A 21,108-nucleotide genomic window follows, 5' to 3' on the forward strand; every position below is an offset into this window, starting at 1 on the left:
AGAATTAGCGACCTATTTGTAGTTTAAATCAAAAAAACCCCCAGTATTTGCTATACTTGCCTTATGTCGCTTTTTTTTAATGGCTTATAGGCGATTTTCAACGCTAGAATCAACAATCACACGGACAGATACAAACAATAAGGTGTAAACTGCGAGGTGTGGTATGGCTATTATTTTGGGTAATTCTGAGGATAATCTAATTAATGGAACTTCCTCAAATGATGTTATTACTGGGGAGAACGGTGCCGATACCATTGAGGGAGGGGCTGGCAGCGATATTATAGATGGCGGCAATGGAGCTGATACTATTGAAGGAGGGTCAGGAAACGATATTTTAAGTGGGGGTAACGGCGAAGATACCTTAGATGGAGGCGCAGGTAACGACATTTTAAGCGGCGGCAATGGTGAGGACACTCTCGAGGGCGGAGCGGGAAATGATCTGTTAAGCGGCGGTAATGGAGATGATTATCTCGAAGGCGGCGCAGGCAACGATCTGGTCAATGGTGATAGTGGTAATGATACCCTGGCTTATAATGTAGGTGAAAATTTAACTAGCGTAGATTTTTATAATGGAGGTAATGGCACAGATACACTCCAATTTACTTTTGACTTCAGCGTTTTAAGTCAATTATCCAATTCATTTGGCTATTCAAGTGTTAATTCTTATTTATCGTCTATTCAAAATTTCTTTACGCAACAGAAATCCGCGGGTTACTCGATCGATTTTTCGCGTTTCGGATTTAATCTTACTGCTCAAAACATCGAAAACCTAACTATTAATATAGTGGATGGGCCGAATATTGCTCCTACAGCTTTACCTGGAGCTACTGCTGTTACCGTAGAGGATGCTTCCTATACATTTAAGCTTTCAAATTTCGGGTTTAGTGATCCGGATGTGGGCGATACCTTACAATCAATCCGCTTTACCAATTTACCTTCGAGTGATAACGGTCAGCTACTGTTAAATAGCGCTCCCGTAATTGCAGGTCAGACCATTTTAGCCACCGATATAGTGCAAGGAAAACTACAGTTTTCGCCAGCAGAGAATGTTAATGGCACGAATTTAACACAATTTAACTACCAAGTGAGTGATGGCGATAGCTGGAGTACGAATTCAGCGGCCACAAACATTAATGTCTCAGCAGTTAATGATGCTCCTATCGCACATGGTATATCCAACCAAGTAGTTAGCGAAGAGTCAACGTTCACTTTTACAGTGCCAAATGAAGCTTTTACTGATGTAGATAAGGCGACTAATGGCGATACCCTAACTTATAGCGCAACCTTAGCAGATGGTAATGCCTTACCTGATTGGCTCCATTTTGATTCCACCTCGCATACCTTAAGTGGCACGCCTGATGACCCAAATGTGGGAACAATAAATATAAAAATAACGGCGACTGATAGTAATAATGCTCAGGCTTCGAATATTTTTAATCTCACAGTTAATCCAGTCAATGATGCACCGGTTGCAAGAAACGATACTGCTGTCGTAAATGAAGACAATCAGGTCGTAATTAATCCATTAGCCAATGACACCGATGTGGATGGTGATAATTTGGTAGTAAGTAATTTTGATTCAGCCAGTGCGCAAGGGGGGGTAATTACTTACCAAGATGGTAATTTAGTGTATGCTCCTGCTGCAAATTTTAATGGTACCGATACATTTAATTATTCCATAGCCGATGGTAAGGGTGGCACGCACAATGCAACAGTTTCAGTAAATGTTCTTGCAGTGAATGATGCCCCAACCGCCAATGCCGATAGCTTAATTGTCGATCAAAATAGCAATAATAATATTATTAATGTGCTTAACAATGACACTCAAGGTCCCGCAAATGAATCCTCACAATTGCTGAAAGTTATCGCAGCAAACGCTGATTTTGGATTGGTTACTATCAATGAAGACGGTACGTTAAGCTATAAGCCTAATGACGGCCATTTTGGAGATGATGTCATTCATTACACCATCCAAGATAACGGTCTTACCAATGATGTTCTTGATCCCAAGACCGCTTCAAGTGTGGTCAATGTAACAATTAATCAAGCGGGTGATTTATTTACAGAACAAAATGACACCGTAAATTTTAATGCAATAACAGCCGGGCAATATCCTGTTGACCAGTATTATAATGCGCTAGGAGGTAATGATACTGTTTATCTACCTCAAGATGAAGCCCATGCCCAGCTCAGTGGTTATGATATTAACGTTGGATTTAGAGATGGCGCTGGATCAGACAATATATATGGCGGTAATTTAAACGATCTGTTTATTGCGAGCAGTGCTCCTGCAAGCGACCGGGATTTTTATTCAGGTGGTGGTGGAGTGGATACTGTGTTCTTCGGACAAGTGAATGCTGCTGTTACGGTGATATTAGAAAATGTATATCAAAATACAGGCGGTGCAGGTACTCAAGCCTATGGCAGTATCGAAAACGCAATTGGCACGAATTTCAACGATGTTTTAGTGGGCAACAGTGACGCTAACCAATTGGCGGGTGCAGGTGGCGATGACACCCTTTATGGTCAAGCGGGCAATGACTATCTTGTAGGCGGGCTGGGCAACGATACAATCTATGGCGGTACAGGTATAGATACTGTTTCTTACTATGATGCTGCTTCCCAGGTTAATGTTATCCTCTCTTCTCAAACAGATGGTATAGGCCACGTAACCGGCGGCGCTGGAAACGATACAGTTAGCGGTATTGAAAACATCGTAGGCTCCTATTGGCATGGTGGCACCTTAACAGGAAGCGATGACGACAATACCTTCTTTGTTGGCGTAGGTGACGATTTCGTGAATGGCGGCAAGGGCACAGATACTATTTCCTATGAGCTGGTAGATGCAGGTGTTGTGGTTAACCTATTATTTTCAGATATCAATAATAGCCCTTATGCCCAAAATACCCAGGGCGCGGGGGTTGATCTTATATTGAGCATAGAAAATGTGACTGGTACCCAATTCAATGATGCGATACAGGGCGACGCAAATAACAATATTATTGACGATGGTGGCGCAGGTAATGACTTGCTGGTGGGAGGCCTCGGTAACGATACCGCATCGTATTCTCTTGCTCAATCAGGGGTAACCGTTTCGTTGCTTTTACAATCTCAATCTCAAAATACAATCGGTTCAGGTTTAGATCAATTGTTTGGATTTGAAAATTTATCAGGGTCTAATTTCGATGATAAATTAATTGGCGATAATAATAATAACGTTCTTACCGGTGGTAATGGTAATGATGAATTAATCGGTAATGGAGGGATAGATACTGCTTCTTATTCTACAGCAGCGTCTGGAGTGAGCGTTGATTTACAATTACAAGATCAATATCAAAATACGCTGAGTGCGGGTCAGGATAAGCTAAGCGGCATCGAAAATCTCACCGGCTCTGATTACAATGATACATTAATTGGTAATGGCAGTAGTAATACCTTAACGGGGGGTAAGGGGAACGATACCTTAACCGGCATGGGTGGAGATGATTATTTAAGGGGTGGTCCAGGCACTAACATTCTTGATGGTGGCTTAGGCATTGATACCGTTGATTATCGCTTTCATAATTCTACGCTTCAAATCGGGGTTAATGTCTCTTTAACTGCCAATACTGCCCAAAACAATACTGGTGTCCAGGTTCCTGCTGGCGAGGTATTTCATGATAGTTTATCTAGTATTGAAAACATTATAGGGAGTGCATATCCTGATACTTTAATCGGTAATGATGCGGATAACGTTATATTCCCGGGTGCTAATAGCTTTTCACCCTTCTCTGGAAATTTTGACACGATAGATGGCAAAGGCGGAGTAGACACCGTGGACTATCTCTATTCCCTCGAATCGGTAAATGTTCAACTTTCCAATAACACTCATCTGCTGAATGTTGAAAATGTGTATGGCTCTAATTTTGATGACTCCATAACAGGCGACGCTGGGAATAATACTTTATACGGCCGAAATGGTAATGACATTCTCAATGGTGGTGCAGGCAATGACACTATCTATGCAAATGGCAATGACTTTATTGATGGGGGCCTTGGTACTGATACCGTTAGCTATAAATTTATGGACATTGGCGTAACCTTAAACCTCTTATTCCCCGGTGTATTTGCGCTTAATTCAATCACTGATACATTATCCTCAATTGAAAACATCGAAGGTACTAACTTTAATGATGGTTTAACAGGGGATGATTTTGTCAATACCATCACTGGTGGTGCTGGTAATGATACCTTAGTCGGTGCAGGGGGTGCTGATACGCTTGATGGCGGCATCGGCAATGACACATTGCGTGGTGGTGCTGATAATGATTATCTTGCAGCAGGCGAAGGATCTAACCAAGTTTTTGGTGATGATGGCGATGACTTTATGTTGGATGGAGGCATCAACAGTTCGGATCGTTATACCGGCGGAGCAGGAATTGATACCGTAAGTTATGCCAATGCTTTAAGTAATGTAATCGCCACACTGTACCCTGTTGATCAAATATTTTTCCAAGCCGGCAATTACTATCGCGATACCGGTGGCGGTGGTTCCGATTGGCATATAAGCATTGAAAATCTCATTGGCAGTAATTTTGATGATGTTCTTAATGGTAATGATGCGAACAACGTTCTCCAAGGGGGAATAGGTAACGATACGTTAGTAGGCGGCTTAGGTTCAGATACAGCTTCTTATGCAGATGCTGCTAGTTCAGTCGTTGTCACGCTGCAAACACAAGCTGCTCAGAATACTTTTGGTTCTGGCACCGATACGTTGGTCAGTATCGAAAACTTAATTGGTTCAGACTACGATGATTCCCTTACAGGCAACAGCGGTAACAATATCATCGACGGAGGAAAGGGGGATGATTTTATGGACGGGGGTCTTGGCAATGACACCGTCTCCTATGCTTCTGCGTCCGCTGGGGTTAGCATTGATATGTATCAAGTAGGCACCTATCAAAATACAGGGGGTGCTGGCAATGACGCTTTAACAGGCTTTGAAAACATTATCGGCTCTAGTTTTGGGGATGTCATCAAAGGTAATGATGGTAATAATATGATCTGGGGTGGCGCAGGTAATGACTTTCTAAGCGGCGGAGGCGGCAATGATATTATCGATGGTGGCGCAGGTGATGATGAAATCTATGGTATAGCGGGCTTCGATACCGCAAGTTATGGCTCCGCATCGGGTGGGGTCACTGTATCCCTTGCGCTGCAAGGGACTTTTCAAGATACAGGCTCTGCGGGTTCTGATAATTTAAATGGCATCAATAACCTTAGTGGCTCTAATTTTAATGATATTTTGACCGGAGATGACGGAGATAACATCATTAATGGGTTACTTGGGGCTGATACTTTGAAAGGAGGCAAGGGTAACGATAGGTTGAGTGGTGGTGAAGACCCCATGAATGTTAACCATGATACAGCAGTTTATACCGGTGCATTCAACGAATACGAAATATCCAGTCAAAACAACGGTGATTACTCTATCTTTGATACTGTTGCAGGCCGTGACGGCAGTGATGTTGTAAGTAATATTCGATATTTGTCGTTTTCTGACATGAATGTCGATCTATCAACTTTAATTATTGATTAGTGTTAGGAGGTTGGGTAAATAAGATCAATTTCTAACTATACTACTACCAAGGAGTAATACAGGCGGCGGTTTAAATGGATGAAAAGGTACAACCATCCTTAAATGACAGGGAGACAGATCCGTTATTGGGATGCCTGTTAATTATTAGTCAATATTATCGTCGCCCTTATTCCAAAGAGGCTTTACTTGCCGGTTTACCCCTTTTAAATAACCGCTTAACCCCCAGTTTATTTATTCGAGCCGCTGAACGTGCAGGCTTCATTGCAAAGCTAAATAAAAAATCCTTACCTAAAATTTCGAATCTAGTTCTTCCTGCAATTCTTATCCTACAAAATAATCAATGCTGTGTATTAAAAAATGTTGTTGATGATACTGCAGAAATAATTTTGCCGGAGTTTGGAATTTCTAATGTTGTGCACAAATCGATGCAAGAATTAGGCGAGCTGTATTCTGGTTATATGATTTTAATTAAACCTGCGGAAGGGCGAAAAAAACAAGAATTTGGCAACTTTGAAACAACAAGCCGTTCGTGGTTTTGGGGTACATTATGGCACTTTAGAGGCAATTATGTTGAAGTATTTATAGCCGCATTATTTATCAATATTTTTACTTTGGTAACCCCTCTTTTTATTATGAATGTGTATGACCGAGTTGTACCAAATAGTGCGATGGTAACGTTATGGACGTTAACAATCGGTATATTTATTATATTCGCATTCGATTTAATTTTACGTTTTTTGCGGTCATATTTGATTGATATTGCAGGCAAAAAAGCGGATGTATTATTGGCTGGCAGTATTTTTCAGCAGGTCACTACTATTCATTTACGTCATAAACCCCGTTCTGTTGGTAGTTTTGTTAATAATTTACGTGAATTTGAAACGATTAGAGATTTTTTTACCTCTGCGACATTAACAACTTTAGTTGACTTGCCATTCTTAATATTGTTTGTGGTGTTGATTTGGTATTTGGGTAGTTACATTGTGATTGTCCCTTTGATTGCAGTACCTTTAGTTATTGGTACTGTCCTAGTAATACAAAAACCGCTCTATAACGCTATGCAGGATGTCACCCAATCAGCAGGTCAAAAACAAGCCCTTTTAGTTGAAAGTATTGCGGGTTTAGAAGTATTAAAAACTTTAAATGCTGAAGGTTTAGTGCAACAAAAGTGGGAACAAATAGTTGCTGTAAACGCATCTAAAAGTTTAAGGTCACGTTTTTTATCGGGTTCGGTAACGCATTTTGCAAATTTTGTTCAGCAAATGGTGACAGTGGCAATAGTAATCATAGGTGTTTATGAAATTTCTCATAGCAGAATAACACTGGGAGGATTAATTGCATGCACTATTCTTGCGGGTCGCATGATGGCACCCTTAACGCAGTTTACTAGCTTGTTAATTCGCTATCAACAGGCCAAATTTGCATTACAGGGGTTAAACCATTTAATGAGTTTATCCACCGAGTACGATAAAAGCCGTGAATACATTCATCGTCCCAAGATAAAAGGTGACATAGAATTTCAGCAAGTCTCTTTTGCATATCCAGGGCAAGAAGCGAATAAGGCACTAATTCATGTTTCCTTCAAAATCGTAGAGGGAGAGCATGTTGCGATATTAGGCAAGATCGGCTCAGGAAAAAGTACTATTCAAAAACTCATCCTAGGGTTGTATCAACCTCTAACAGGAGCGATCTACATTGATGGAATCGATGTATCACAATTAGATACTGCAGCTTTGCGTCAAAATATCGGCAGTGTGCCCCAAGAAACTTTATTATTCACCGGAACAGTTCGAGATAATATTACCTTAGCTAAGCCATGGGCAGATGATAGAGAAATTTTAGAGGCCGCTAAATTATCAGGAACAGATGGCTTTATTAATCGCCATCCCCTGGGTTATGCTTTACCTGTTGGCGAACGAGGTGAAGGGCTATCAGGAGGACAGCGTCAAACTATCGCTATTGCTCGAGCATTATTGGGCAGTCCTCCTATTCTCCTCTTAGATGAACCCACTTCGTCTATGGATGACCAGTTAGAATCCGAGTGGATAAATAAAATGAAGCCTTATCTCGCGGGTAAAACATTGGTAATCACCACTCACAAACCAGCACTACTGCAGTTGGTTAATCGTATAATTATTTTGGATAAAGGCAAAGTTGTCATTGATGGTCCAAAGGAAGAAGTTTTGAAAAAAATTGTGAAACCACGAGATCAAAAATGAAAAAAATAAAAGATTTTTTTCGAAAAAATAATGATTCTCATATGAATAAGAAAAAGGAGGCGCGTCCTTCTCTTGCTGAAGAAGATTTTATTCGTGATAGTAAAGCCGCTTTAGGCGCTCGTACTTCGCGCAAAACCCACTTTATTTTATATGCAATTATCTTACTTATTTTACTGGGGTTAATTTGGGCATACTTTGCAACTATTGAGCAAGTGACGGTGGGAATGGGCAAGGTTATCCCTTCCTCTCAAATTAAGATTATTCAAAGTCTCGATGGAGGCATTGTAAAAGAAATCGATGTGAAAGAAGGTCAAATCGTCAAAAAAGATCAGATGCTATTGACGCTTGACGATACGCGTTATAAATCGGATTTTCAAGCCACCCACGCTAAATATATCGCGCTAGCTGCAATGATTGCGAGACTTAATGCAGAAGCTCAACAGAAGAGCACCATAGATTTTCCTGCAGAAGTAAAAAAACATCCCGAAGTAATTGCACGCGAAAATAGATTATTTGAGCTGCGAAAAAAATCATTAGAAGAAGAATTGAAATTGCTTCAAAATAGTTACGAAATGGCAAATAGACAAGTCAAAATGTATGAAGCGTTGGTGCCTCAAGGGTATGCTTCGAGGCTAGATTATTATAATAGTATTCAACGGGCGACAGATATCCAAAGTAAAATTGCTGAAAAACGTAATAGGTTTAGTGAGGGAATCAAAACAGATTTAACTAAGAATGAAGGTGAGCTGACTTCACTCCTAGAAGTACTGCATTCATTACGTGATAAAATGATACGAACTACATTGTATTCGCCTGTTTATGGTGTTGTGAAAAAAATAAATATTTATACGCTGGGTGGAGTAGTGAGCCCAGGCATGGATATCATGGAAATTGTGCCGCTGTCCGATACACTTCTTATTGAAACCAGAGTTCGACCCCAAGATATTGCTTTTTTAATTGTAGGCCAACCTGCAACAGTCAAAATTACGGCTTATGATTTTTCAATCTATGGGGGATTAAAAGGCGTTGTGGAATACATTAGTGCTGATACAGTGCAAGTGGATACGGATGCTAAAAACAAGGAAAGTTTTTATCTAGTTAATGTCCGCACCAATCGGAATTATCTCGGTACAGAAAAAAGAAAATTACTTATCATGCCGGGAATGTTGGCTACGGTACATATTGAAACTGGCAAAAAGACCGTATTGCAATATCTTTTGAAACCCTTGATCAAGGCGAAAGAGGAAGCATTGCGAGAAAGATAAGTTAGAATCCTGGCACTTTTTAAATCTTTTTGGGTTTCCTTGATTTCATCAAGGCTACATAATCAAGTTGTTAGCGCAGGTCCCTCATATTTGTAGCCTTGATGAAATCAAGGAAACCCAAAAAGATTTAACAGTCGACGGGGGAGCAGCAAAATGAAAGCGGTTAGCTATTAAATTCAGCAAAAATGATCAAACATCCCTTGAGAGAGATAAGTACTATCATCTAGGTAATTAAGCAATAAAGCTGAAGGTAAATTTTAATGAACTATCCTAGACAATTGGCTAAAGTGATAGATTTTATCGGTCAACATCTCGATGAAGAAATATCACTTGAACAGTTAAGTGCTATTTCCTGTTTATCTAAATTCCACTTTCATCGCTTATTTACGGCATTTATGGGTCTTTCTTTGCATCAATATATTAGATGGCTGCGTTTAAAAAGAGCGGGACATCAACTTATTATTGATAAAGACCAACCCATTATTAATATTGCAATTAATGCGGGATTTGAATCCCACGAGGCATTTTCTCGTGCTTTTAAAAAAGAATGTGGGCTCAGTCCTAGCCAGTACAGACTGGCATCAAGCTGGGCGCATTGGGACCAGTCTCCGTATTATTTGCCTAAACAAGGTGAAATTAACATGAAAGTAGATATTAGAAAAACAGATGCAATAAGATTAGCGATGGTAGAACATCGAGGCGATCCAAAATTGGTAGCTGAAAGTGTAACAAAGCTTATTACCTGGGCAAAAGCTCAACCGATCAGTCTTAAACCCGCCCCGGGTGACGCTTTTGGAATCGCATATGATGATCCTAAGACTACACCTGCCGATGAATTTTGTTTTGATCTGGGCATAAAAATCCCAGCGAATTTCAAACTTGAGGGCGATATCATTGAAAAATATTTGCCTGCAGGGCGTTATGCGATAACGATGCACAAGGGATCTTTCAATAATATTAGTGAGACCATACATGCATTATATCGGGAGTGGTTGCCTAATTCCGGTGAAAAACTAGGCGACTTCCCATGTATTTTCTGTTACCACAATTTTGACTATGAGGTTGCAGAAACAGAATTATTAACGGAATGTTGGCTTTTGCTAAGTTAAATTGTAACTCTAATCAAGCACAGGGAGTGTTTGATTAAAATCAATAAAGGTGATTAATCGAAACGACACCCTTCATTCCATTTTGAAGATTGATTTCCATAATCTGGAAATCCGTTTTTATTTTTTAAAATATTTGCGATATGCATTAAATTCCATGTCATAAAAGTTGTATTGCGATTGGTAAAATTATTTTCAGGACCACCTGAGTCTTTATCGCAATAAGAAGGTCCAGGACCCGCTTCCCCCACCCAGTAGGCATCTGCTTGAGGCGGAATAATATATCCCAGATGTTGTAGTGAATATAATATTTCCATAGAGCAATGCTTACCCCCATCTTCGTTGCCCGTAATGATGCAGCCACCGGCGCGTCCATAATAGGTATATTGCCCTTTATTATTGAGATCTGCAGAATTCGCGTAGAGCCTTTCAATTATTTTTTTACACACAGAAGATATCTGTCCTAACCAAATGGGAGAAGCAACGATCAAAATATCCGCTGCGAGTACTTTTTGGTATAGCTGAGGCCAATCATCTTTATCCCAACCATGCTGAGTCATATCGCCATAGATTCCATAGGCTATATCGTAATCAACGGGGCGAATAACTTCGGTGGCGACATTGTTTTTTTGCATGATCGCTTTAGAAATGCTAATTAAACCATCGGTATGAGAGGGATCTGGGCTACGTTTAAGGGTGCAGTTTAGAAATAGGGCGGTTAATTTAGAGAAATCCTCATTGTTTTTACCGCAATCGCTGCCTTCATTTCTATTTAAATCCATTAAATTCTCCCTTTTTGGATCTGCTAATAAATCTTGGTTTCACTCCATTTCGACTTCAAATAAATTATGTTTCACAAAATATGATTCGATAACTTTGACTGCGTTTTCATAATGTTTGCGTAGTAGTTTGGTTGCGACATCACTATTTCGCGCTAACGTTGCATCCATTATTTTTTTTTGCGATTTTGCATAAGGCAATCCGTCAATTTGAGTAGTGCCCGCAATTAGCCATTGCCGTCGGTAGCGCTCAGTCAAGTTATAAAGTTTTGACTGCACATTTAGTAAATAGGTTAACCCGCACGCATTTATTAATGCGAGATTGAAAGCACGGTGCCGGATTTCCCACTCTTGATAATCTTCTGTGTTAATAATCTTATGCTCAGATTCATATTTCGAAAGTTGATGATAGGCTGCAATAATATCTGCTTCCCATTTATCATTGCCCTGCTCAATAGAAAGTTGCAGCGCTAATAGTTCAATATGAATGCGGGTTTGATATATATCATATAAATCAGCGGAAGAGACGGGTGCTACGCGGAATCCTTTTTGGCTAATTGACGTAACAAGTTCGGTAGCGAGTAGTCTAGATAGAGCTTCCCGGACAGGGCTTAACCCAACGTTATACTGAGCTGCAAGCTGCGAGATATGGAGTCGTTGATTAGGCTGTAGATCGCCGGAAATAATCTCCTCAAGAATCTTTTCATAAATAGAATCAATTAAAGTTGCCATAAAATTATTAGCCAAGTTAGCTGCTGTTTACTGTATATCTATTATAGCCCCGATAATCGATTAAAACCAATTTATAAAGCAAACCCAATAAAATCGATTTTAGTTTGACAAATCGATTATGACAGGATAATATGGTCAAATATTGAACAATATTAAACGAGGTGATGTATGCAAAATAGACAATTAGGTAGTGGATTCGGAATAGTTGATGTGAAATTTCTCACAAAAATGCCAACGAAAGCGGAATTAGAAAATTACGGTCCTAATGAATATCTTTTGATAAAGGAAAATGACGAATTACGTCTTATTTATATTGATGTAGAAAGCAATGAAATCGACGTAGCAATCGATGAAGTTCCTGGCTTGAAAAATGCGTTAGCTCGCTTACCACAGTTGTCGATTGATGAGCTACAAGAAGAAGAGAGGAGTGAGGTTTTAGGGCGAATCCAGGCTCATCATTTAAAAACACATGGGGGGAATGAATTCCTACTTTTCAGAGATGAAAAATATAGGGGATTAATAAATGATTTTCCTAAAGACAAAATGGAGCTAATAAATAATTGGATAAATAGTAATGATCAAGAAAATAAAGATATTACCTCCATTTTAGATAAGGATACATTAGCACGTGTTATGCCTGACGTTTTGGTTAATCTTGAAGTAACGCGTTTGATTAAAATTTTACCGAAAATAATTGCAAGTTTGTCAGAGGAAATAAAAGCATCATTTTCCGATGAAATTCTCCTAAAAAAATTGGATAGACGATTTGTTGGTTCCTTGAAAAAATCCTTGCGCAATGATATGCCATCCAAGCTTGACGCCAAATCATTATCACTCTTTTTAGCAAAAGATAATCTGGTAAAAATTCGTCCAGAATTGATGGCTTATTTAATTCCAGCGATATTGGATTTGATGGAAGATAAAGAATTGGAAGCAGCATCGGTCGCGATAGCGAAGCAACTGGATAAAAAAGATTATCGTATGATTTCCAATGAAAAATATTTTAATCTCGATCTTGAGACAGTAGAGGATGAAGTAACTGTAAAAAACAATCATCGTACACTTGCATTTTATTCGAGTAACTCCTTAAGCACAGCATTTTTTAAAAATAAAAAATGGAATCTTAATAACACGCATATTCATCCTGAAGATGAGGGGCAAGAACCTGAGTATAGAATCTATGAATCTCGAAAACAATTAGAAGAGGTAAGGAAGGGCATTACTAGAGATCCTAATTTAGATACATTAGCTGAAGTGCATACCGTCTACAGTCGCGTTTCTAAGAGAGGCAATTTAAAATATATGGCAATTGGATTTGTATTCGTGAAGGGCAAAGAAAATGAGAATTTTAACAAGTTACTCAACCAAGTGGCCAATTTAGATCAAATTACGGATGACATGAAATTAAATTTACTTATAAATTATCAGCAATTTTTTATGCCAACTCTGCAACAAGCGCAACAGCGAAATTCGATTTTCTTTCATAGCTGGGGAAGCTTAAAGTCACCCACATATGGATTCAAGGCGGGTCTGCAATTTAATGTTGTTCCAGACACAATTGAAATTTCACAAAACCAATACAATCGTTTTAAACAATTGTTTGGTGAAATGTCAGTGTTAACAGACGATAAAGTACTAGAGCCTATTGATAGAAAAGCTGACCATCGCCAGCCGCGACCCTAATTTAGGGAGCTTGAGAAGTGGCTGATATTAATAGTAATAGATAGGATATAAAGTTGATGAAAACGCTGTAACATTATAAGCTATGATTTTTTCGCAACCTTGTTAAATGAACGAAACCCAACGGGTATAACCATGAGTTTTAAAAGTTGCTTCATTATCATAGCTTTACTCCTATTTTTTTCAGTCAACATTTACGCTGATGAAGAAAAACTACTCTTTGCAATAGATCTAATTCGACATGGTGATCGCACACCAACCGCTAAAATTCCACGGCAACCATATCCCTGGAAAGAAGGACTGGGCATGTTAACGCCAGAGGGTAGGGAACAGGTGATTCGGCTAGGTGAGCAGATGCGAAAAATTTATGTATCTCAATACCACTTATTATCAGGGAAATATAATAAATCGGATATCTATGTGCGCTCCACCGATACTAAGCGAACCATCGCTAGCGCTCGGGCATTCTTAATCGGTTTTTATTCTCTCAGTGATACCGTATGGATAGAGAATCGGGCGGTAATTCCCATCGCAGTCGTTTCTAAAGATCGTGACAATTTACTACAGGTAAAGCCAAGTAAAAATATTTCTTCTCTATTAAAAGTCTATTTATTATCGCGTAATGGGTGGAAAGAAAATACCCATACTATTCAAGTCAAGTTAAAACTTTGGAGCGACGCCACGGGTATCAAATTAAATGGCTTTAAAAAATTAAATATATTAGCAGATAATCTATATATTAGGCAGGTACATCATGTCACCCTCCCTCAAGGTATCAATAATGAAGATGCCACTAAAATAATTTCATTAAATGAACGGGCAGTAGTGCAAAATTTCAAACTAAAGGAAATTACGCAGCCAATGGGTCAGGCATTTTTGAAGCGAGTTGACCAATATTTCAATCTTGCAGCAAACAACAAAACGCCATTGAAATATATTTTATATGTGGGACATGATAGTTCAATCATGAGTGTTATGAACACCTTGGGAACGCCTTTATCTAAAATTCCTCCTTATGCTTCGCACATCAATTTTTTATTGTTTGAAAGAAATAAAATAAATTACATGCGTGTACTTTATAACAATAAACCTGTTTTTATTCCGGCCTGCCATGGCCAAATATGTTCAATATCTCAATTTAATACGCTTATAAATAACAAATAGCAGACCAAGAGGCTGTATATTTCCTGAAAAATTGTCGCTTTACCTATCCTATAATTATAAAAGTAGGTAAATGTGACCTCATTGTAAGGAGTATTAATGGCTTCAAGGCAACCTATAGCAATAGTAGGAATAAGTGGATTGTTTCCTGGATCAAATAATGGTAGAGGTTTTTGGCGCGATGTTGTAAGCGGCAAAGATCTTATCATTGAAGTGCCTCGTGATCGTTGGTTAGCGGAAGACTACTATCAGCCAGGAGCTAAAGTTCCTGATAAAACTTATAGTATGCGCGGCTCGTTTTTATCTGAATTTGATTTTGATCCCATTGAATTTGGTATTCCTCCCACAAATTTGTCTTCAACAGACAGCACGCAGTTATTAGCCTTAATAGCCACCAAACAGCTTTTAAAGGATGCCTATCCGAACGGAAAGTTGAGTGATAATGAACTTAGCAAGATAAGTGTTATTTTAGGTGTTACTTCCTCTCAGGAATTGGCAGAAGATGTCATTTCTCGTCTGCAACGACCCGTCTGGGAATTTGCAATGGGTCAGTATGGAATTGATAGAAAAATTATTAGTGAGATTAGTGAGCAAATTTTAAAACTGTATGTGCCTTGGTCGGAAAATACGTTTCCAGGAGTTTTAGGCAATGTAGTAGCAGGTAGGATCTGTAATAGATTTAATTTTGGCGGCACTAATTGTGTGTGTGATGCAGCCTGTGCAAGTTCGTTAGCTGCCATTTCTATGGCAGTGAACGAATTACAATTACATCAATCCGATGTGGTCATTTCGGGTGGTGCGGATACAATGAATAGTATTTTTATTCAAATGTGCTTCACTCAAACTCCTGCGCTATCACCTACAGGCGATTGCCGTCCATTTTCTGAAAATGCAGATGGAACTTTATTAGCAGAAGGCATAGGTTTAGTTGCACTAAAAAGATTAGAAGATGCAGAAAGAGATCAAAATAAAATTTATGCCGTTATTAAAGGTGTTGGATCATCTTCAGATGGAAAATCAAAAAGTGTATATGCTCCGACCGCTCGGGGTCAAGCACGTTGTATTATTCGAAGTTTCCAATCGGCAAATTATTTAGCCGACACGGTCGAATTAATGGAAGCACATGGAACGGCCACAATTGTGGGTGATTATGAAGAATTTCATGGTTTAAAATTAGCCTTTCATGAACTTAATGGTGATAAAAAGCAATTTTGTGCGATTGGCTCAGTCAAATCCCAAATTGGTCATGCTAAATCAGCTGCAGGGGCTGCAAGTATTTTTAAAGCTGCTTTGGCATTATCCCATCGTATTTTGCCGCCTACCATTAAGGTGACCCAACCGAATTCTAGGCTTGAAATTGAACAATCACCATTTTATATTAACTCATTTGCTAAGCCTTGGATCAGAAGTGAGGATCATCCTCGGCGAGCAGGTGTTAGCTCGTTTGGATTTGGGGGAAGTAATTTCCATATTGCTATTGAAGAATATTGTGGTAGCACGCTTAGAGCTAAAAAATGGCGTTATTTAGATCAAGAATTAATTATCCTAAGTGCTGAAAATTTGCACAGATTAAAAGCAAAATTAATTATGCTATTAAAAGATATTCCTAATATGACGCTGCCATATGTAGCAAAACATACACAAACCACTTTTTTGCCGACTGAAAATACACGAATAGCGATCGTAGTATCATCCCTTGATGAATTGAAAGAAAAGGTTGAGAAGTTTCTACTCCAACCAAATGAAGAGTTGCAGCAACCCCTCCTAAACGCGAATCTCCATTACTCGCCTAGTTCATTTCACAAAAAGGTCGCGTTTGTATTTCCCGGCCAGAGTAGTCAGTATTTATATATGGGGAAAGATATTGCAATGGCATTTGATGCTGCATTGAATTATTGGGATCTCGCAGCTAACCACGCTATAGGTAACGAAGATCATTTGCATAAAGTTGTTTTTCCTAAGACAGCTTTCAGCCAAGAAGAAAAAATTCAACAACAGGAAAAACTTGATAGAACGCTATGGACTCAGCCTGCAATGGTTGTAACTAATTTTACTTTTGGCGCACTATTGCAAGCGCTCGAAGTGAAACCGGACATATTAGTGGGTCATAGTTTAGGCGACCTTAATGCACTCGCTTATTCACAAGCTATCGATAAAAATGATTTGCTTTCACTCGCTATAAAGCGAGGAGAATTATTTTCTGCACAAGGAAATGATGCTGGCGGTATGACTTGTATCTTAGCGAATTACTCCGAAGTGAAAAAGCACATAGATGATAATCAGCTTTCATTAGAAGTGGCTCATATAAATGGCCCCCATCAAATCGTAGTTTCAGGTTCAATCGAAAATTTACAATTACTCGAAAATATTATAAAACAGCAGCACATTAGCTATCTCCGCTTAGCTGCTACTAATGCCTTTCACTCAAGTATGATGCTTCCGATTGAACGGGCTTTTAGAGATGAATTAGCGAATGTCAATTTTAGTTCGTTACACATCCCAGTATTTTCTTCAGTTTTTAATCAATTATATCCAAGCAATGATACACATCAAATTAAAGAAATGTTAGCTCAGCAAATTGCAAAACCTGTTTTCTTTCAACAGGCAGTTGAGACTTTAATTGATCAAGGAGTGAATTTATTTATTGAAGTAGGTCCCAATAACTCATTAACGAAAATCATTAAAGAAATTAATCCTCAGATACATGCTATTGCTTTAGACCAAAAAGATTCGCCCTTTGCGGCGTTTTGGAATGGTATAGGCTATTGTTTTGTGGCTGGGCTTAATCCAAATTTTAAAAGACTTTGGGAGGAATATGAAGATCAACCGATACCTGAAGTAGAGAAAAACAAATTTTCCTTAAAGCTTTCAGGTAAGACATATGGAAAAATATATCCACAAGCAAAATTAGATGCTATTGAAAATAAATTAACCAAAGAATCAGTTATACTAAATTTGAATAGCGGTGGTAATGAAGCGGAGGAATCTATGGACGATGCACAAACCTTAAGAATTTTTGAAGAATTAATAAAAACTTGTCAAAGTTTGCAAGGCCAAATAGTTGCAAGTCAGCAAGCATTTGACACAAGTGTAAAGCAAAATCAAAAATTATTTTCTGAATTACTCGCTACATTAAAGGCTACTGATAAAGGTGGTGCTTCTCTTCCTACTGAAATAAAACAACCTCACATTAAGCCTGTCGTACATAATGAACCAGCACCAGCAAAGCAACCACCTAAAATTGCAATGCCAACCCCACCTTCTTTTAAATCAGCTATTAGTCCTATGCCAAGCAAATCATTTGAGGAACCCTCTGCTTTACACATACAAACACCTGCTGAAAAAATTACACCATCTGTTGCTGCTGTTTCTGCTTCTGAATCCAGCTCAAAGGACACTTCGAAAATTTATCACGATATGATTGAAATCGTAGCTGAAAAAACCGGTTATCCAGTAGAAATGTTGGGTGGTAATATGCACCTTGAAGCAGATTTAGGGGTTGATTCCATTAAACGTGTCGAAATTTTGTCAGCCTTGCAAGAAAAAATTCCTTCTTTGCCCGAACTTAATCCTATTGAATTATCTACATTGAATACGATTGCGGAAATTTCTGCCTATATTAAAACACAAATGGAAATCGCTTCGTCTGCACCATCTCCAACATCTGGTGCAACATCTCCACCTTCTGCATCATCTCCAACACCCCAATTCACTAACACTAATATTACTGGGTCAGTGACGCCTTCTGTATCAGCGAATATCCAAAGCCCATCACAGGATAAAAAAGCTAATATTGATCAAGAATTGTTGAAAACTATGTTAGAGATTGTTGCTGAAAAAACCGGCTATCCTTCTGAAATGATTCAAATGGATATGAATATGGAGGCTGATTTGGGGATTGATTCCATCAAACGTGTGGAAATATTATCAGCAATGCAAGAAAAATTTCCTGGACTACCAGAGATGAATCCAGCAGAAATGGCATTATTAAATACTATTGCCGAAATCGTGGGTTATATAAGCTCCAAAGGGTCTTCAGAGAGTGGCGGAGGGGTTTCTGGCGCTGCGCCAAAAGTAACAAGTTTAGAACGCAATGAAGTATCATTACAAGCCACAGATGAGCATAAAAATGCAGAACTATTTTCTAAAAAAAAAGCATCTTAATAGTTAGCTCAGCTTCTGATATAGCAGAGCATTTGGTCAACAACTTTAGAGAAGCAGGCCACGAAGCTATTATAAGTTCTGATTATATTAGTAATGCAGATGTAGTGATTAGTCTATTGGGTCTGAATTCACTTTCTACTATTGATCAAGCCAAACATATCCAAACACTTAATTTTCAGCTTGCGCGTAAAATTGCCACGGAAAAAATTCAAGGATATATAGTTGTCGAAGGAATAGATGGCTATTTAGGCCTTAAAAATGATAATGAATCTAAAGCCTATTTAGGTGGTTGCGCTGGTTTGCTCAAAACGGCTGCTCAGGAATGGAAGGTTGAATATTTAAAATTAATTGATATTGATGTAACTGATGTGGATGAAGCCATTAGTGCTTCACGATTGTACAATGAAATCACGCAAGGTGCTGATAGTCTTGAAGTGGGTATTGCGAACAATGGTTTACGTTTTATTCCTAATTTATCCACAAATCCCATAGAAAGCATTGATAAAGCCCGTATCAGTAAAGATTCCGTAATTATTGCATCAGGGGGTGGCCGGGGCGTCACTGCATCTTGCATTCTCGCCTTGGCACGCGAAATTCCTTGCACCTTTATTTTATTGGGAAGGACCAAACCAATCGTTATTGATGACATATATAAAGGTATTGATGATGAACTTATGCTAAAGAAAAAATTAATTGAACTCGCTTTAAAAGAAGGTCAGACAATTACACCAAAAGAAATAAACCAACTACTACAAAAAATTATTGCTTCAAAGGAAATAAATAACACGCTTACTCAATTACGTTTATTAGGCGCAACAGCCGAGTATGTTATTTGCGATATTAATAGTTTTGATAATGTAAGTTCAGTTTGTGAACAAATTCGAAAAAAATACGGCAGAATTGACGGTTTGTTACATGGTGCAGGTATTTTAATTGATAAGCTCATAAAAGATAAAAATGATGAACAATTTAATATGGTATTTAGCACTAAGGTTGATGGTTATAATAATTTATTAAAAGCTACGCATAATGATTCTTTAAAACTAAATGTCATCTTTTCATCTGTCGCTGCGCGGTTTGGTAATAGAGGTCAAGTGGATTATTCCATGGCGAATGAAACATTAAATAAAATTGCACAGTACGAACAACGCCAGCGAGGGGAGGAATGTTTGGTTAAGGCAATTAATTGGGGTCCTTGGCAGGGCGGAATGGTTAATGAGACACTAAAAAAAATGTTTATTAGTAGAGGTGTTTGTCCGATTCCCATAGAGGAAGGTGTAAAAGCATTTGTTAATGAAATATTTGATACGCGTTTCGACCATGTAGAAGTTGTAATAGCCTCAAAGATGGGCACACATTATGTTTGAACCTATCGCTATCATTGCTCATAGTGGCATATTTCCTGGTGGTGCTAATGATGCTGAGACATTATATAGTGCCATTAATGATAAAAAAATTTTACTAGACGATGTGAGAGAACACTTTCAGCGAGTGAATCTTGAATGGGTCTTAGCAAAAGAGGGCCTAACGAAAGACCGAACATGGGGAAAAAAGGGAGGTTATATTCATAATTTCGAACAATTCATTCACCCTGACGAGATTGATTTTAATCAAATTGAATTTTTAAAGTTGGATCGTATCTATCAATGGTTGCTCTTTCTTTGGTCGCGCATAAGAAAACAACTCAATGAGAAAACACTCTCTGGCTTAGATGAACATACCGCTATTATTTTGGGAAATTTGGCTTTCCCTACTATATCCCTATCAAAAATTTACGAACACCTTTGGTTAACCAAAAATAAAATAACACCTTATTTCTCTTTGCCTGAAGCTATGAATCGCTTTCAATCAGGCTTGCCTGCCCAACTATTAGCCGACGTAATCCATGTCAACCCTTACACCGCTTATTGTATTGAAGCAGCTTGTGCGTCTTCTCTTTTTGCTATTAAGGGTGCTTGTGACTACTTGCAGGCGAATATTGTTAATGTGGCAATTGCAGGAGGCATAAGTTGTTATGATGACTTATATATCCATATGGGTTTTGCAGCCTTAAATGCACTGAGTAAAAGTGGCCAGTCTAGACCGTTAGATAAAAGAGCAGATGGTTTAATACCAGCAGAGGGTGCGGGTATTATCGTATTGAAACGTTTGCAAGATGCACTTGACAATGATGATACTATCTATGGAATTATTCGTGGTGCTAGTACCAGTAATGAAGGCAAAGGAAAAGGTTATTTAGTGCCTTCAGAAGTGTCTCAAACTAAAACTATAAAATCCGCTTATGAATTATCAGGCATTGATCCGGCATCTATATCGTGGATAGAGGTTCATGCTACGGGCACTCCTGTGGGTGATACCAAGGAGCTAATTAGCATGGCGGAAGTATTCAAACATGATTTAGATATAGGCGCTAATTAAAGGTAA

11 protein-coding genes are annotated in these 21,108 nt (G+C 38.7%); 9 read left to right on the forward strand and 2 right to left on the reverse strand.

What is annotated here, in order from left to right; genetic code table 11:
- Positions 1 to 163 precede the first annotated feature (163 nt).
- The 4 genes from H0U71_00225 (at position 164) to H0U71_00240 (ending at position 10,171) form a co-directional block, all read left to right on the forward strand.
- Entirely contained in the window at positions 164 to 5,578 is a 5,415-nt protein-coding gene (locus tag H0U71_00225; protein MBA2653478.1) for a tandem-95 repeat protein, read from the forward strand.
- A gap of 74 nt (positions 5,579 to 5,652) precedes the next feature.
- The gene (locus tag H0U71_00230) at positions 5,653 to 7,797 is read left to right on the forward strand and encodes a type I secretion system permease/ATPase (protein MBA2653479.1); all 2,145 of its coding nucleotides are present in this window, start codon (positions 5,653 to 5,655) and stop codon (positions 7,795 to 7,797) included.
- Positions 7,794 to 9,062, forward strand: coding sequence for an HlyD family type I secretion periplasmic adaptor subunit (locus H0U71_00235; protein MBA2653480.1), 1,269 nt, complete (start codon positions 7,794 to 7,796; stop codon positions 9,060 to 9,062). Before H0U71_00230 ends, H0U71_00235 begins: the two co-directional genes overlap by 4 nt.
- Positions 9,063 to 9,322: 260 nt before the next feature.
- A complete protein-coding gene (locus tag H0U71_00240) occupies positions 9,323 to 10,171 on the forward strand; it encodes an AraC family transcriptional regulator (protein ID MBA2653481.1) in 849 nt (282 codons plus the stop codon).
- A gap of 53 nt (positions 10,172 to 10,224) precedes the next feature.
- Here the strand turns inward: H0U71_00240 and H0U71_00245 are convergent, their stop codons facing one another.
- Both H0U71_00245 and H0U71_00250 read right to left on the reverse strand, forming a co-directional pair.
- Positions 10,225 to 10,950 (reverse strand): flavodoxin family protein, encoded by a 726-nt coding sequence (locus tag H0U71_00245; GenBank protein MBA2653482.1) that lies wholly within the window; start codon positions 10,948 to 10,950, stop codon positions 10,225 to 10,227.
- Between the two features lie 39 nt (positions 10,951 to 10,989).
- Positions 10,990 to 11,694, reverse strand: coding sequence for a GntR family transcriptional regulator (locus H0U71_00250; protein ID MBA2653483.1), 705 nt, complete (start codon positions 11,692 to 11,694; stop codon positions 10,990 to 10,992).
- Positions 11,695 to 11,847: 153 nt separating this feature from the next.
- On the opposite strand from H0U71_00250, the gene H0U71_00255 reads away from it, so the two are divergent.
- The 5 genes from H0U71_00255 to H0U71_00275 all read left to right on the forward strand — a co-directional run bounded on the left by H0U71_00255 (position 11,848) and on the right by H0U71_00275 (position 21,102).
- On the forward strand, positions 11,848 to 13,362 hold the full coding sequence (locus H0U71_00255) for a carbonic anhydrase family protein (GenBank protein ID MBA2653484.1): 1,515 nt from the start codon (positions 11,848 to 11,850) through the stop codon (positions 13,360 to 13,362).
- Between the two features lie 132 nt (positions 13,363 to 13,494).
- Positions 13,495 to 14,523, forward strand: coding sequence for a histidine-type phosphatase (locus H0U71_00260; protein ID MBA2653485.1), 1,029 nt, complete (start codon positions 13,495 to 13,497; stop codon positions 14,521 to 14,523).
- Positions 14,524 to 14,619: 96 nt separating this feature from the next.
- Positions 14,620 to 18,684 (forward strand): acyltransferase domain-containing protein, encoded by a 4,065-nt coding sequence (locus H0U71_00265; protein MBA2653486.1) that lies wholly within the window; start codon positions 14,620 to 14,622, stop codon positions 18,682 to 18,684.
- 32 nt (positions 18,685 to 18,716) lie between these two features.
- On the forward strand, positions 18,717 to 20,051 hold the full coding sequence (locus H0U71_00270) for an SDR family NAD(P)-dependent oxidoreductase (protein ID MBA2653487.1): 1,335 nt from the start codon (positions 18,717 to 18,719) through the stop codon (positions 20,049 to 20,051).
- Positions 20,044 to 21,102: a polyketide synthase gene (locus H0U71_00275; protein ID MBA2653488.1), complete on the forward strand. Its 1,059-nt coding sequence runs from the start codon at positions 20,044 to 20,046 to the stop codon at positions 21,100 to 21,102. Before H0U71_00270 ends, H0U71_00275 begins: the two co-directional genes overlap by 8 nt.
- The last annotated feature ends 6 nt before the right edge of the window (positions 21,103 to 21,108 follow it).

It is taken from the genome of Gammaproteobacteria bacterium, from assembly GCA_013697705.1.
GTDB lineage: Bacteria > Pseudomonadota > Gammaproteobacteria > UBA6002 > UBA6002 > UBA6002.

What these genes read in the sequence shown, in the direction of transcription:
- H0U71_00225 (MBA2653478.1), top strand. Translation starts at nt 164, where the DNA reads ATGGCTATTATTTTGGGTAATTCTGAGGATAATCTAATTAATGGAACT.
- H0U71_00245 (MBA2653482.1), bottom strand. Translation starts at nt 10,950, where the DNA reads ATGGATTTAAATAGAAATGAAGGCAGCGATTGCGGTAAAAACAATGAG.
- H0U71_00255 (MBA2653484.1), top strand. Translation starts at nt 11,848, where the DNA reads ATGCAAAATAGACAATTAGGTAGTGGATTCGGAATAGTTGATGTGAAA.
- H0U71_00230 (MBA2653479.1), top strand. Translation starts at nt 5,653, where the DNA reads ATGGATGAAAAGGTACAACCATCCTTAAATGACAGGGAGACAGATCCG.
- H0U71_00235 (MBA2653480.1), top strand. Translation starts at nt 7,794, where the DNA reads ATGAAAAAAATAAAAGATTTTTTTCGAAAAAATAATGATTCTCATATG.
- H0U71_00275 (MBA2653488.1), top strand. Translation starts at nt 20,044, where the DNA reads ATGTTTGAACCTATCGCTATCATTGCTCATAGTGGCATATTTCCTGGT.
- H0U71_00260 (MBA2653485.1), top strand. Translation starts at nt 13,495, where the DNA reads ATGAGTTTTAAAAGTTGCTTCATTATCATAGCTTTACTCCTATTTTTT.
- H0U71_00240 (MBA2653481.1), top strand. Translation starts at nt 9,323, where the DNA reads ATGAACTATCCTAGACAATTGGCTAAAGTGATAGATTTTATCGGTCAA.
- H0U71_00265 (MBA2653486.1), top strand. Translation starts at nt 14,620, where the DNA reads ATGGCTTCAAGGCAACCTATAGCAATAGTAGGAATAAGTGGATTGTTT.